At 54.2% G+C, this 14,360-nt stretch carries 12 protein-coding genes, 1 other RNA gene and 1 other annotated feature; of the genes, 8 read left to right on the top strand and 5 right to left on the bottom strand.

Features of this window, described 5'->3' with window-relative positions:
* Positions 1-156: 156 nt before the first annotated feature.
* The 4 genes from ACZ2GZ_RS10365 to aspS all read left to right on the top strand — a co-directional run bounded on the left by ACZ2GZ_RS10365 (position 157) and on the right by aspS (position 6,168).
* Positions 157-2,346, top strand: a complete 2,190-nt coding sequence (locus ACZ2GZ_RS10365) for a RelA/SpoT family protein (protein ID WP_021066905.1) — start codon at positions 157-159, stop codon at positions 2,344-2,346.
* A gap of 16 nt (positions 2,347-2,362) precedes the next feature.
* The gene (dtd, locus tag ACZ2GZ_RS10360; protein ID WP_021066906.1) at positions 2,363-2,806 is read left to right on the top strand and encodes a D-aminoacyl-tRNA deacylase; all 444 of its coding nucleotides are present in this window, start codon (positions 2,363-2,365) and stop codon (positions 2,804-2,806) included.
* Between the two features lie 38 nt (positions 2,807-2,844).
* Positions 2,845-3,079: a binding site (T-box leader), on the top strand.
* 39 nt (positions 3,080-3,118) lie between these two features.
* Positions 3,119-4,399, top strand: coding sequence for a histidine--tRNA ligase (gene hisS, locus ACZ2GZ_RS10355; protein WP_021066907.1), 1,281 nt, complete (start codon positions 3,119-3,121; stop codon positions 4,397-4,399).
* A complete protein-coding gene (aspS, locus tag ACZ2GZ_RS10350) occupies positions 4,396-6,168 on the top strand; it encodes an aspartate--tRNA ligase (protein WP_021066908.1) in 1,773 nt (590 codons plus the stop codon). Before hisS ends, aspS begins: the two co-directional genes overlap by 4 nt.
* A gap of 40 nt (positions 6,169-6,208) precedes the next feature.
* Here the strand turns inward: aspS and ACZ2GZ_RS10345 are convergent, their stop codons facing one another.
* The 3 genes from ACZ2GZ_RS10345 to ACZ2GZ_RS10335 all read right to left on the bottom strand — a co-directional run bounded on the left by ACZ2GZ_RS10345 (position 6,209) and on the right by ACZ2GZ_RS10335 (position 7,687).
* Positions 6,209-7,060, bottom strand: coding sequence for an alpha/beta fold hydrolase (locus ACZ2GZ_RS10345; protein WP_021066909.1), 852 nt, complete (start codon positions 7,058-7,060; stop codon positions 6,209-6,211).
* A gap of 85 nt (positions 7,061-7,145) precedes the next feature.
* Positions 7,146-7,364, bottom strand: a complete 219-nt coding sequence (locus tag ACZ2GZ_RS10340; RefSeq protein ID WP_125318019.1) for a hypothetical protein — start codon at positions 7,362-7,364, stop codon at positions 7,146-7,148.
* Positions 7,337-7,687 (bottom strand): iron-sulfur cluster biosynthesis family protein, encoded by a 351-nt coding sequence (locus tag ACZ2GZ_RS10335; RefSeq protein ID WP_021066911.1) that lies wholly within the window; start codon positions 7,685-7,687, stop codon positions 7,337-7,339. Before ACZ2GZ_RS10335 ends, ACZ2GZ_RS10340 begins: the two co-directional genes overlap by 28 nt.
* A 118-nt stretch (positions 7,688-7,805) precedes the next feature.
* Here ACZ2GZ_RS10335 and ACZ2GZ_RS10330 point away from each other — a divergent pair, with 118 nt between their 5' ends.
* A complete protein-coding gene (locus tag ACZ2GZ_RS10330; RefSeq protein ID WP_214713896.1) occupies positions 7,806-9,518 on the top strand; it encodes an ABC transporter ATP-binding protein in 1,713 nt (570 codons plus the stop codon).
* 121 nt (positions 9,519-9,639) lie between these two features.
* Here the strand turns inward: ACZ2GZ_RS10330 and ACZ2GZ_RS10325 are convergent, their stop codons facing one another.
* The gene (locus ACZ2GZ_RS10325; protein ID WP_214713894.1) at positions 9,640-10,287 is read right to left on the bottom strand and encodes a YczE/YyaS/YitT family protein; all 648 of its coding nucleotides are present in this window, start codon (positions 10,285-10,287) and stop codon (positions 9,640-9,642) included.
* Between the two features lie 343 nt (positions 10,288-10,630).
* On the opposite strand from ACZ2GZ_RS10325, the gene ACZ2GZ_RS10320 reads away from it, so the two are divergent.
* The 3 genes from ACZ2GZ_RS10320 (at position 10,631) to ACZ2GZ_RS10310 (ending at position 12,970) form a co-directional block, all read left to right on the top strand.
* A complete protein-coding gene (locus tag ACZ2GZ_RS10320) occupies positions 10,631-11,845 on the top strand; it encodes a DASH family cryptochrome (RefSeq protein WP_214713892.1) in 1,215 nt (404 codons plus the stop codon).
* 75 nt (positions 11,846-11,920) lie between these two features.
* A non-coding RNA gene (gene ssrS, locus ACZ2GZ_RS10315) (6S RNA) lies at positions 11,921-12,107 on the top strand.
* 95 nt (positions 12,108-12,202) lie between these two features.
* The gene (locus ACZ2GZ_RS10310; RefSeq protein WP_021066918.1) at positions 12,203-12,970 is read left to right on the top strand and encodes a tRNA threonylcarbamoyladenosine dehydratase; all 768 of its coding nucleotides are present in this window, start codon (positions 12,203-12,205) and stop codon (positions 12,968-12,970) included.
* A 24-nt stretch (positions 12,971-12,994) separates the two neighbouring features.
* Here the strand turns inward: ACZ2GZ_RS10310 and ACZ2GZ_RS10305 are convergent, their stop codons facing one another.
* Positions 12,995-14,302 carry a replication-associated recombination protein A gene (locus tag ACZ2GZ_RS10305; protein ID WP_058763253.1) on the bottom strand — a complete coding sequence of 436 codons (1,308 nt, stop codon included), beginning with the start codon at positions 14,300-14,302 and terminating at the stop codon, positions 12,995-12,997.
* Between the last annotated feature and the right edge of the window lie 58 nt (positions 14,303-14,360).

Genomic DNA, 14,360 nt, shown 5'->3' with positions numbered 1-14,360 from the left:
AATAGTTTTTGAGGAAAATAACCCACAACCTTTGACAGGTCGTCAGATTTTTTCGATAATAGTAAGTAAAATTACATTACTCATGCACGTTAACTACTACCATGCTGCGACGAGTCCAAGTCGATTGGAGCGGTAAGAAAAAGGGTGTCGAATGTTATGACCAAAAAACAAATCGTAAGTATTGAGGACCTTCTCGACGCGCTCGGGGAGTATATGGGTGAAGACGAGATTGCCGAAGTGAGACGCGCTTACGAATACGCAAAACTACATCATACCGGTCAGTTCCGACGTTCCGGCGAACCCTACATTCTGCATCCGGTCCAAGTGGCCGGTATTCTCGTTGATATCGGGTTAGACGCGACGACGATTATCGGTGCGCTTCTTCATGATGTCGTTGAAGACACGGACATCACGCTCAAACAACTCGCTGACGAGTTTGGGGTCGAGGTGGCCATGCTCGTCGACGGCGTGACGAAGCTCGGTAAAATCAAATATAAATCGAAAAAAGAAGAACTCGCCGAGAATCACCGCAAGATGATTATCGCGATGGCTGAAGACGTACGTGTCATCTTGATCAAACTCGCCGACCGTCTGCATAACATGCGGACGCTTCAACATATGCCGAAAGAGAAGCAAGTTCAAAAAGCGGAAGAAACGCTCGAGATTTTCGCGCCGCTCGCCCACCGGATGGGGATCTCGACGATCAAATGGGAGCTCGAGGATATTTCGTTACGTTATATCAACCCGCAGCAATACTATAAAATCGTCTCGATGATGAAACAGAAGCGGACCGAGCGGGAAGCGCTCGTCACTTCGGTCATCACAGAAGTGAACACCGTCCTCGAGGACGTGAGCATCGAGGCCGACGTCAACGGTCGTCCGAAGCACATCTACTCGATTTACAACAAGATGGTGAAGCATAAGAAAGAGTTCAATGAGATTTATGACTTGATGGCGGTCCGCATCATCGTCGATTCGATTCGCGACTGCTACGCCGTCCTCGGCATCATCCACACGCAATACAAGCCGATGCCGGGCCGGTTCAAGGATTATATCGCCATGCCGAAACCGAACATGTATCAGTCGCTTCACACGACGGTGATCGGACCGAAGGGTGAGCCGCTCGAAGTGCAAATCCGCACGAAGGACATGCACTTCATCGCCGAGTTCGGGATTGCCGCGCACTGGGCCTATAAAGAAGGAAAGAGTGTCGCGACGAACGGGTTCGATGAAAAGATCGCCCATTTGCGCGAGATTTTAGAGCTACAAAAAGATACGACCGACGCCGAGGAGTTCATGGAGTCGCTCAAAGTCGATTTCTTCAGCGATATGCTCTACGTCTTCACACCGAAAGGCGACGTCTTCGAGTTGCCGAAAGGCTCGGTCCCGATCGATTACGCCTACCGCATCCATACCGAGATCGGTCACCGGATGACGGGGGCGAAAGTGAACGGACGGATGGTGCCGCTCGACCATAAACTCGAGACAGGTGACATCATCGAGATCATCACGTCGAAACATAGCTATGGACCGAGCAAGGACTGGCTCAAACTCGCCGTCTCGAGCCAGGCGAAGAACAAGATTCGCCAATGGTTCAAGCGCCAACAGCGTGAAGAGAACGTCGAGAAAGGCAAAGAGCTCGTCGACGTCGAGATTAAGAAGCTCGGCTTCGAGCCGAAAGAAGTAATCGATGACCAGTCGCTCGCCGTCGTCGTCGAGAAGTTCAACTTCGGGAACGAGGAAGAGATGTACGCCGCGGTCGGCTATCATGGCATCACGGCCGCCCAAGTCGCCCACAAGTTGACGGAGAAGCAGCGCAAAGAGCCAAAACTCGAGCTGTCGGACGCGATCAACGAATTGAAAGTCAGTCAGTCGCCGAAGAAGAAGACGGCCGAGGCCGGCGTCTCGGTGAAAGGGATTGACAACATGCTGATCCGCATGAGCCGCTGCTGTAACCCAGTGCCGGGCGATGAAATCGTCGGGTATATCACACGTGGACGCGGCGTGTCGATTCACCGGAAGGACTGCTTGAACATCATCAATGAGCAGCACCCGGAGCGACTCCTCACGGTCGAGTGGGAAGTCGGTCAGGCGAAGGAGAAGAACTATAACGTCGACATCGAGATCACCGGCTACGACCGTTCCGGTTTGTTGAACGACGTGCTCCAAGCCGTCTCGGCGACGAACACGAACATCGTGGCGGTGAGCGGACGCGGGGACCAGAACAAACAGGCCCGTATCTCGATGACGATCTCGATTCCGAACGTGAACCATTTGCAAAAAGTCGTCGACCGGATTAAGCAAATCTCGGACGTGTACTCGGTCAGCCGAGTCATGATGACGTGACGAAAGGAAGATTTCTGTGCGTGTATTGTTGCAACGAGTAAAAGAAGCATCCGTCACCGTCGATGAGGAGACGATCGGTCAAATCGAGGCCGGTTATTTGCTCCTCGTCGGGGTGACCCACGAGGACACTGAGACGGAAGTGAACTGGCTCGCCGACAAGGTGGCCGGACTCCGTGTCTTCGAGGACGCGGACGAGAAGATGAACTTATCGATTCAAGACGTCGCCGGCAAAGTGTTATCCGTGTCGCAGTTCACGCTTTACGGGGACACGCTCAAAGGCCGTCGCCCCGCGTTCACGCAAGCGGCGAAACCGGATATCGCCGAACGCCTTTACGAGAAGTTCAACGAGCGTTTGCGGACGCACGGGCTCGTCGTCGAGACCGGGAAGTTCGGGGCGATGATGGATGTCGCGCTCGTCAATGACGGTCCGGTCACGCTCATGCTCGAAAAAAACGCTTGACAGAAGCAGGCGTGATTCGGCATCATGAACCATATAACCTAAAACCTACGATAAAGAAAAGTACGGTCACCCCACCAGCAAAGAGAGCGATGCCGAGGCTGAAAGCATCGACTGGATGATGACCCGAACGACACTTTGGAGGTGCTTCCTTGAACTCTTAGTAGGGGGAGCCGTTTCATCGGGCGTTAACCGATTTCGAGTGGCAGAGTATCGATTATGGCTCTGCAACGAGGGTGGTACCACGGGAAACTTTAACAGGCTCTCGTCCCTTTGCGGACGAGGGCCTTTTTGTATTCTAAGGAGGGAATTTAGATGAAAGCACCACGCGGCACACAAGACCTGCTTCCGGGCACGGTCGAGACATGGCAGTATGTCGAAGAGAAACTACGCGACATCAGCGCCCGTTACAACTATAAAGAGATTCGTACCCCGATTTTTGAAACGACCGACCTGTTCACACGCAGCGTCGGCGAGACGACGGACATCGTCCAAAAAGAGATGTTCACGCTCGTCAAGAAAGGTAAGGACGAGTATACGCTCCGTCCGGAAGGGACGGCCTCGGTCGTCCGCGCTTTCGTCACGAACAAGCTGTTCGGCAGCCCCGACCAGCCGACGAAACTGTACTACATGGGACCGATGTTCCGCTACGAACGTCCACAAAAAGGCCGGTTCCGCCAACTGCACCAATACGGTGTCGAGGCGATCGGTAGCAGTGACCCTGCCGTCGACGCAGAAGTGATTAGCCTCGCCTACACGATTTACAAATCGTTCGGCCTGAAGCAAATCAAGGTCGTCGTCAACTCGCTCGGTGACGCCGAGAGCCGCAACGCTCACCGCGAAGCGCTCATCCGTCACTTCGAACCGGTCCAGCACGAGCTGTGCCAAGATTGCCAAACGCGATTGCACCAAAACCCGCTTCGCGTCCTCGACTGTAAAGTCGACCGCGACCATCCGTCGATGAAGTCGGCACCGTCGATTCTCGACTTCTTGAACGAAGAATCGAAGACGTACTTCGAGAAAGTACTCGCGCACTTGGATGCGCTCGGTGTCGCCTACGTCGTCGACCCTACGCTCGTCCGCGGTCTTGACTACTATACGCACACAGCGTTCGAGATCATGTCAGAGGCAGAAGGCTTCGGCGCCATCACGACGCTATGCGGCGGTGGACGCTATAACGGTCTCGTCCAAGACATCGGTGGACCGGACATGCCGGGCATCGGTTTCGGGATCGGGCTCGAGCGTCTCATCCTCGCTCTCGAGAATGAAGGGGTGCTCCCGGCACTCGAGACGGGACTTGATGTCTTCGTCGTCGCCCAAGGCGGATCAGAAGTCGAAGTGACGGCGACACGCCTGTTGCAACTGCTTCGCATCGAAGGCTTCAAGGCGGACCGTGACTATCTCGGCCGCAAGTTCAAAGGACAATTCAAACAAGCCGACCGCTTGAACGCGAAGTTCACCGTCATCCTCGGAGACGATGAAGTCGAGCGCGGATCGGCCTCCCTCAAGGTCATGGCGACCGGGGAACAAGTCGACGTGCCGCTATCGGCTGTCGCAGACAAAATTCGTGAACTATCGGAAGGAGCAGGACAATGATCGGACGCACACATATGAACGGCCGCGTGACAGAATCACTGATCGGCCAAGACGTACAATTGAAAGGATGGGTACAAAAACGTCGCGACCTCGGAGGCCTCATCTTCATCGACCTTCGTGACCGCACAGGCATCGTCCAAGTCGTCGTTCGCCCGGAAAATGAAGCGGTGCACAAGCTCGCCGAGTCGATCCGCAGCGAATACGTACTTGATATTAAGGGAACTGTCCTCGAACGTGAGAACAAGAATCCGAATATGCCGACCGGGAACATTGAAGTCATCGCCTCTGAAATCAACATCTTGAACGCGGCGAAGATGACGCCGATTCCAATCGGTGACGAGGCCGAGAACGTATCGGAAGACCTCCGTCTTAAATACCGTTACCTCGACCTCCGTCGTCCGGCGCTCCAAGAGACGTTCCGTCTCCGCTCGAAGGCGTCGAACACGATCCGTAACTTCTTGACGGAAGAGGAGTTCCTTGAAGTCGAGACGCCGATTTTGACGAAGTCGACACCAGAAGGCGCGCGTGACTATCTCGTCCCAAGCCGTGTGCACGGCGGCGAATTCTACGCGCTCCCGCAATCACCGCAGTTGTTCAAGCAGCTCCTCATGGTGGCTGGATTCGACCGTTACTTCCAAATCGCACGCTGCTTCCGTGACGAAGACCTTCGGGCCGACCGTCAACCGGAATTCACGCAAGTCGATATCGAGACGAGCTTCATGGACGTCGAAGACTTGATGGCGATGATGGAATCGATGATGGCGCAAGTCATGGAAGCGACGCTCGGTCGCACCGACACGCCAGCCAAGTTCGAACGGATGACGCACGAAGAAGCGATGCGCCGTTTCGGTTCAGACAAACCGGACACACGTTTCGGTCTTGAACTGATTGACGTCGCGGACGCCGTCACAGGCGCCGGCTTCAAAGTGTTCGACATGGCGCTCGAGTCGAACGGACAAGTCAAAGCGATCAACGTCAAAGGCGAGGCGGACAAGTTCTCGCGTAAAGATATCGACAAGCTTCAAGAGTTCACGGCCGTCTACGGCGCGAAAGGCCTCGCTTGGCTCAAAGTGACGCCAGAAGGCTTGAACGGACCGATCGCCAAGTTCTTCGACGAGACGTACGCTCAGAAGTTGATGGAAGCGACGAACGCGGAAGCGGGCGACTTGCTCCTCTTCGTGGCATCAAAACCGACAGTCGTCGCCGACAGCCTCGGCGCGCTTCGCGTCAAGCTCGGTCATGAGCTCGGGCTCATCGACGAGTCGAAGTTCAACTTCCTTTGGGTGACGGACTTCCCTCTCGTCACGTTCGAAGAAGAAGACGGCCGTTTCTACGCCAACCACCACCCGTTCACGATGCCAAACCGTGAAGACCTCCACTTGCTTGAGACGGATCCAGCGAGCGTACGCGCCCTTGCCTATGACCTCGTCTTGAACGGCTATGAGCTCGGTGGCGGCTCGCAACGGATTTATGAGCGTGACATTCAAGAGCGCATGTTCAAATTGCTCGGCTTCACAGAACAAGAAGCAGTCGACCAGTTCGGCTTCTTGCTCGAAGCGTTCGAATATGGCACACCGCCGCACGCAGGTATCGCGCTCGGTCTCGACCGTCTCGTCATGATCCTCGCGGGTCGTTCGAACCTTCGTGACACGATTGCCTTCCCGAAAACGGCGTCGGCGAGCGACTTGCTCACACAAGCACCAAGCCCGGTCGCGGACGCGCAACTCCAAGAGTTGTCGATTCGTACCGCATTGAAAGAGAAGAAATAAGCCATCAAAAGGAGGTTCGCCGCGGCGAACCTCCTTTTACTTACACGGAAACAGATGTGACCCAGTTTTCTTTGATTTCTTGAACGACACGATCTGGATTTTCCCAATGGAGCATGTGTGAAGCGGATGGGACGGGTTTGACGACGGCACCGGTCAATTCGGCGATTTGATTCGATGCATCGATTTTAAATGGCTCATCTGCTTCTGGAAGCGTCGCCCGCAACAGGATGATCGAGTTCGATTGCACCCGGCTTGAAAAATCGAGCACCTCATCGCGATACATCGATCGAATGATGGCTGCACCAGTTTTTCCGCGAGCGTGCCAATAGTATCGGTTGTCTCTATGTACGGCAAGGTCTTGCGCGGCCAAATCTAGGAGTGGGGAACGTCTCGAGATCCCATCGTAGACCGCCATCGATTCGAATTCGCCCCAAGTCTCACAAAAAACTTCAAAATCTGTTTCGTAATACGCCGCCTCTTTCTCTGAAGAGCGTCCGCGCAGCCGCTTACTTTGATACCCACCATCAATCAAAATTGAACCGTCGACGCGGTCGCCTTGATCGATCAAATAGTAGAGGTGGATGAAAGACCCCCAGGAATGGGAGAGGAAATAAAAACGGTTCACATCAAGCATGTCGAGCACTTGATTCAGCCACTCACAAAAGCGAGGGAAGTCGTATGCATGCTCGTTCTGAAAAGATTGGGACATCCCATGACCTGGTGCATCAATCGCAAGGATGCGGAAGTCGTATTGCAATTTGTCCGCAACTTCGATGAAACTGAGTGCTGTACTGCCTAGGCCGTGCAAACAAAAGATGACTGGCTTGTCGCGTTCGCCCCATTCGGTGACGCGGACATCGATGTCCTGGCAATGAATCATATAGCGTTTCAATTTCAAATTCCTCCAAATCGTATGTATTAAAAAAGAAGGGTCGACCGAATTGTCCGACACCTTCTCTTCATTTCTTTATCTGTTGTTAGTTTTCCTCTTGGTCATTCATCTTTTTCGCCGTTCGCTGAAGCGCGAATCCGAAGGCGAACAGCGAGGCGATCACGGCCGTCATCGTATAGACCGAGTCCGCGAACGCCAGGTAAATGCCGAACAGGCCGAGCCCGAAGCTGAGGATAAACCAAAGCCAGAGGCTCGGATGATCGCGTAACGCCTGCTTCATCGGCTCGGGACGTTCAACTGGCAACCGGTCCCATCGGTCACGAGTAAGTTCGAGTTGAACACTTGGCCGTTACTCTTCAAGACGAGCGTCCGTTTATCGTCACGATAGTCAATGATCATGTCCTCGTCCAAAAAGATTTTCGTCCAGTTCTTAATGAGAATCGGGCCGACGTTCGAATCAATCTCGACATCTTCTGGTGTCGTCTCGGTCACGTAGCGAATCTCGAAGATGCCGCTATTGCCACAGCCGCAACCTTCCGTCTCATAAAACAAGTGCATCTGTCCGTCACGGTCGCCTTTTAAGGCATCAATCCGCGCCTGAGCGCGTTCTGTAATTTGTACGTTCATGGGTATCACTCCTTATGTCTATTATACCTCGCTGGAAAAAAGATTGAAAAAGACGTGCTTCCCGTTTTCCACTTCCTGCAAAAAGGCGTAAACTATTTGTTTAGAAGGGGGAAACGACATGATCTCACGTTTTTTTAGTTATTACCGTCCACATAAGAAGTTATTCATTCTCGATTTCTCGTTCGCCATCCTCGTCGGCCTGCTCGAGCTCGGTTTTCCGCTCGCCGTACAATGGTTCATCGACGACCTGTTGCCGGGTGGGGAATGGAATTGGATTATCATCATCAGCATCGGCCTATTGATTCTTTACATACTCGCCATGATGATGCAGTACGTCGTCAACTATTGGGGGCATAAGCTCGGCATCAATATCGAGACCGATATGCGGGAAGAGCTGTTCACCCACATCCATAAACAGTCGTTCCGGTTCTTCGATAATCATAAGACCGGCCATCTGATGAGTCGGGTGACGAACGACTTGTTCGATATCGGCGAAGTGGCGCACCATGGTCCTGAAGATTTCTTCATCGCCATCATGACGCTCCTCGGTGCATTCGGGATCATGTTCTCGATTGACCCGCAACTCGCGCTCGTGACGGTAGTCGCCGTGCCGTTCCTCGTCATCATGATCACGTACGCCAACAAAAACATGAACAAGGCGTGGCAAAAGATGTATACGAACATCGGCGAAGTGAACGCCCGCGTCGAGGACAGCGTCTCCGGCGCACGTGTCGTCCAATCGTTCACGAACGAGTCGTTCGAAATCAAACGGTTCCAAAAAGACAACAACTTCTATCGCGGCTCGAAAATCGAGGCATACCAAGTCATGAGTAAGTCGCTCGCCGGCATCTACATCACGACGCGGCTCATGACGCTGCTCGTACTCGTCTACGGGGCATACTTGACGTATCAAGGGCAACTGTCTTACGGACAGCTCGTCGGGTTTATCCTCTATATGAACTTGCTCATCAAGCCGATTGAGAAAATCACGGCGCTCCTTGAGATGTATCCGAAAGGAATGGCCGGCTTCAAACGCTTCACGCAACTGTTAGATGAGGCACCGGACATCGAGAACCGTCCGGACGCCGTCGACGTCACGACGCTAAAAGGCGATATCGCTTTCCATAACGTCTCGTTCGGCTACTCGGACTATCGCCAAGTATTGACCGACATCGACCTCGACATCAAGTCGGGTACGACGGTCGCCCTCGTCGGGACGAGCGGGGCCGGGAAGACAACGATTTGTTCACTCATCCCGCGTTTTTATGATGTGACGAACGGTGCCATCACAATTGATGGCATGGACATCCGCGATATGACGAAAGAGAGCCTGCGTCGCCAAATCGGCATCGTGCAACAGGACGTGTTCTTGTTCGCGGGAACGCTCCGTGAGAATATCGCTTACGGGAAGCTGGACGCGACCGATGAAGAAATCATGCATGCAGTCGAGAAAGCGCATTTGAACTCGCTCGTCGACGAGTTGCAGTACGGCCTTGATACACAGATTGGGGAGCGGGGCTTGAAACTGTCGGGCGGACAGAAACAACGGATCGCCATCGCCCGGATGTTCCTCAAAAATCCGCCGATCTTGATTTTAGACGAGGCGACGTCCGCGCTCGACACAGAGACGGAAGCGATCATTCAAGATTCGCTGAATGAGCTCGCAGCCGACCGGACGACGCTCATCATCGCCCACCGTTTGGCGACGGTAAAAAACGCCGACCGCATCCTCGTCGTTAACGTCGACGGCATCGTCGAAGACGGGACGCACGATGAATTAAGCGCAAAAGGCGGCGTGTTCGCAGGACTTTTAAAGCGCCAACAGTTGTAAACTTGACAACTCGCTCATGTTTGTAAACAGCATGCCGTACAGTTAAATAGTCGAACCGAACTATCAGTTTTCATCAACAAAAGAGGGGAAGCTGGACGTTAAGTCCAACTCCCCCTCTTTTTTATACTGGATCCACTTTTGCGCGATCAATGACCGAGACGAGCCGCCGGAACTGTTCAAGCCAAAACTGGAAGAACGGGCCAATCAGGAAAATCGACAGAACCGTTCCGAAAAAGACGGGTCCGCCGAGCACCCAGCCGATGAGGCAGGCCGTCAGTTCCATCCACGTCCGCATCATGCGGACCGACGTGTTGAACCGGTCGGCCAAGGCGAGCGTCAATCCGTCCCGTGGGCCGGCCCCATAACCGATGGCGACGTACAACCCGGCACCCATCCCGATGACGAAGATGCCGAGGATGAGCCAGGCGATGTTGAGCGCGATGCCGTCGAGCTGCGGCAACCAATGCTGGTCGAGAATCAAGTTCATGAACACGCCGACGAAGACGGCGTTGACGAGCGTCCCGAACTGGGGCCGAATCCGGTCCAGTATGTACTTGCAGAAGACGAGCAAGAGACCGACGAGTAAGATGATCGTCCCGACGGAAATCGGGGTGTGCCGGGCGAGCCCGAGATGGAGCACGTCCCATGTCGACACGCCGAGGTCGGCCGTGATCATCATCGACGACCCGAGGGCGAGCAGGAACAGGCCGCCCATGAATAACGCCCATTTCAAACTGATTCGTAAAGATTGTACCCATACCGCGTGCATGATGGTCGCCTCGATTCCCTAAAATGTCCCATCATCATATCATATCTCGTTTACACACAAGAAAAAAACGCCTCGGACGAGGTCCGAAGCGCTTGGCTCACTTTTTAGGTGTCGATGCTTTTTTTGCTTTGTTCTTTTTATAGTAATCGTAGACGAACGGTGCGACCGCCGTCGCGACTTTAATGAGTGTACCAAATTTACCTTTTCTAGCCATGTTGCTGCACCCCTTTCTGTTCTAATGATGTATATTCCACCTGTTTCGGAAATGAAAACATGTTTCCTACAGTTTCGTCTAAGCGAACACCGGTAGCCATGTCTCATAATAGGGAAGGAGGCAAAAAAGATGAAGACGATTATCTGGTATCAAAACGATTTGCGGGTCGACGACCATCGTCCGCTCGAGGAGGCACTCCGTCATGACGATCCGATTGAGGGACATTACGTCATTCCGGAAGAAGAGCTCATTGAAAATCGGTTCGGCCATATTCCGCTCGGGCCGCGGCGACTCCAGTTTTTGAACGAGGCACTCGACGACTTGGCCGGTTCGCTCGCAGCGCTCGGCATCCCGCTGTTCGCCCATGTCGGACATCCACTCGACGTCTTCGAATCGACCGACCGCTTATTGTTCCAACGGTCGATCGGTTATAACGAACGGAGACGTGAACGTGAGGTCATGACCTCGTGGCAAGGCGAATGTCAGGCGTTCGATGGGTTCACCCTCTACCCGCGGGAAGCGATTCCGTTTGAGAAGCTGCCATTCCTCTTCACCGAATTCCGAAAAGCGGTCGAGGCTGATGCGAGACCGGACCGATTGGTCGAACGCTCGCCTGCGATGGAATGGCGTGCCATCGACTTTCCGGTCGCTTATACACAGCCGGGACATGACGCACGGACTGCGTTCCCGTTCAAAGGTGGGGAACGGTCGGGGCGAGCACGTCTCGGTGCCTATTTGGCCGGTCCGGTCCGGACGTATAAAGAAACACGGAACGGCTTCGGGGTCGACGACTCATCGAAACTGTCGGCTTATCTTGCCAACGGCTCGTTGTCACCGCGCCGGGTGCTGCACGAGCTCGAGCAACATGAGCGGTCACACGGGGCGAACGAGTCGACGTATTGGCTCTATTTCGAGCTGCTCTGGCGCGAGTTCTTCCAATGGGTCGCCCTCGAGCAAGGGAAACGACTGTTCCGCGCCCAAGGCATCCGTTCGAAACAGAAGACATGGCGCGTGGACGATGACGTCATCGGGCGTTGGCAAGCGGGAGAGACGGGCGTCGACTTCGTCGATGCGTTCATGCGCGAATTGAACGCGACGGGATGGATGTCAAACCGGGGGCGTCAAATCGTCGCGAGCTATTTTGCGAAAGAGCTCGGGCAGGACTGGCGTATCGGCGCGTCGTATTTCGAATCGATGCTGATCGACTATGATGTTGCCAGCAATACCGGCAATTGGGCGTACCAGGCCGGCGTCGGCAACGACTCGAGAGATCGCCGTTTCAACGTCACGCGGCAACAAGATACGTACGACCCGACCGGTGCGTTTCGTAACAGCTGGTTGTGACGAAACTGTCATAAGAAGTCGTCGTTTCTGATTGACTTCTTTTTACAGACAGTGCTATAGTAAGGGCAACAGATGGGATACCTGAGGTGTACGAGAGCCGCCTTCGTTATTTTGAGCCAACACTTTGAATACGGGAGACCGAACTGCCATCCAGATCAACTGCCTCATCACGTGCAGGAGGACTTGTGAAGGGGACGCTAGGTCACCCACCTGCTTAAGCAGGTTCAAAAGCAGGGCATCGTCACGGCACTCCGGGTCCCATCGATTTTATTGTAAAAACGTCGCTAGACGTCTTTTTTTTGATTATAATTCCGAGTAAAATAGTGTGAGAAAATAGGATTCATTTGGAGGAAGAGTATGTTACACCAGTTTTCACGTAATGAGTTGGCCATCGGTCAAGAAGGTTTAGAAGCATTAAAAGGGAAGACGGTCGCCATCCTCGGTGTCGGCGGTGTCGGGTCGTTCGCGGCCGAGGCACTTGCCCGGAGCGGAGTCGGACGCATCGTCCTCGTCGATAAGGATGACATCGACATCACGAACGTCAACCGCCAAATCCACGCGCTCTTGTCGACGGTCGGGCAACCGAAAGTCGAAGCGATGGGAACACGTCTCCTCGACATCAACCCGGAGCTCGAGCTCGTCAAACTGAAAATGTTCTATACAGAAGAGACGTTCGAAGAATTCTTCGCCCAAGACCTCGATTTCGTCATCGACGCCTCGGATACGATTATCTATAAGATTCATTTGATCGTCGAGTGCAAACGCCGGGGCATCCCGGTCATCTCGAGCATGGGCATGGCCAACAAGATGGACCCGACGCGCATCAAAGTCGTCGACATCAAGGATACGACGTACGACCCGATCGCCAAGATGGTCCGGACACGTCTCCGTAAAGAGCGTATCCATAAAGGCGTCCCGGTCGTCTTCTCGGACGAGTCACCGATCGTGACACGCGAAGACGTGAACGAGGTCGTCGGGAAGAAAGATGCCCCGATCCGTAAAGCGAAGATGCCGCCGAGTTCGAACGCGTTCGTCCCGTCGGTCGCAGGCCTCGTCGCTGCGGGCTATGTCATCAATCAAATGCTCGAGACAGCGGGTGTCGAGATCAACCGCATCCAGAAATGAAAAAACGACGCCGGCTCATCAGAGTCAGCGTCGTTTTTCCCAATAGTCGAGCCGTTTTTGCAGCTGTTGCTCGAAGCCACGGCTCGTCGGCGTATAATATTTAGGACGTTTCCGGGCCAGATTCTCTGGCCAATAGTTTTGCGGGACGTAGCCATCTTTCTCGTCGTGCGGGTATTTGTAGCCGGCACCGTTGCCGAGCTCACGGGCACCCGGGCTATGGGCGTCGCGGAGATGGACCGGGACCGGACCGCCCTCGACGGTACGGACGTGATGAATCGCCTTGTCGATGGCGGTGATGACCGCGTTCGATTTCGGTGCCGTCGCAAGATAAAGGACGGCCTGTGCCATCGGGATGCGCGCTTCCGGGAAACCGACATGTTCGCTCGCGCGGGCGGCCGCATCGACGATGACGAGCGCGTTCGGGTCACTGAGCCCGATATCTTCGGCCGCATGGACGTAGAGCCGGCGCATGATGAAGCGCGGTGATTCACCGGCCTCGATCATGACGGCGAGCCAGTATAGAGCCGCGTCCGGGTCTGAGCCACGAATCGACTTGATGAACGCCGAGATGACGTCATAATGCCGGTCGCCCGTCTTGTCGTACTTGATTGCTTTTTGTTGAATCGACTCTTCGGCGACTTCGAGCGTGATGTCGATTTTGCCGTCAATCTCGGGTGTCGTCAACACGGCCAGTTCGAGTGCGTTCAACAGCACGCGGTAGTCACCGTCCGCCATTTTGATATAATGCTCCACGGCGGCTTCCTCAATCTTGACCGGATAATTGCCAAGTCCCTTTTGATCAGCTAGAGCCCGTTCCAAAACGACACGAAGTTCGTCTGGTCCAGGCGGTTCGAGCCGAAACACGGTCGCGCGCGACAGCAACGCCGCGTTGACCTCGAAACTCGGGTTTTCGGTCGTCGCCCCGATCAAGATGAGCTTTCCGGCCTCGAGTGCCGGGAGCAGGGCGTCTTGCTGCAATTTATTGAAACGATGAATCTCGTCTAAAAATAAAATCGTTCGTTCTTGTTCGAAGTCGAACCGGGACTCGGCCTCACGGATGACACTTCGTAGTTCATCAAGTTTGGCCGTGACGGCGTTCAATTGGACGAACGTCGCTTTCGTATAATTTGAAATGACGCGGGCGAGCGTCGTCTTGCCCGTTCCCGGCGGTCCATACAGGATGATCGTGCCGAGACGGTCGGCCTCGATGGCCCGGCGCAACAATTTGCCTTCGCCGATGATGTGGCGTTGACCGATGACTTCGTCTAACGTTTCCGGCCGCATCCGATTGGCGAGTGGGCCGCTATTCGATTGCTGAAATAAATCACTCATACGTACACATTCCTTTCGACAAACGTTTGTTCGATTAGTATAGCAGAAGGAGACATGA

It is taken from the genome of Exiguobacterium sp. KKT215, assembly GCF_055635335.1.
This window is presented reverse-complemented; position numbering and strand designations above follow the sequence as displayed.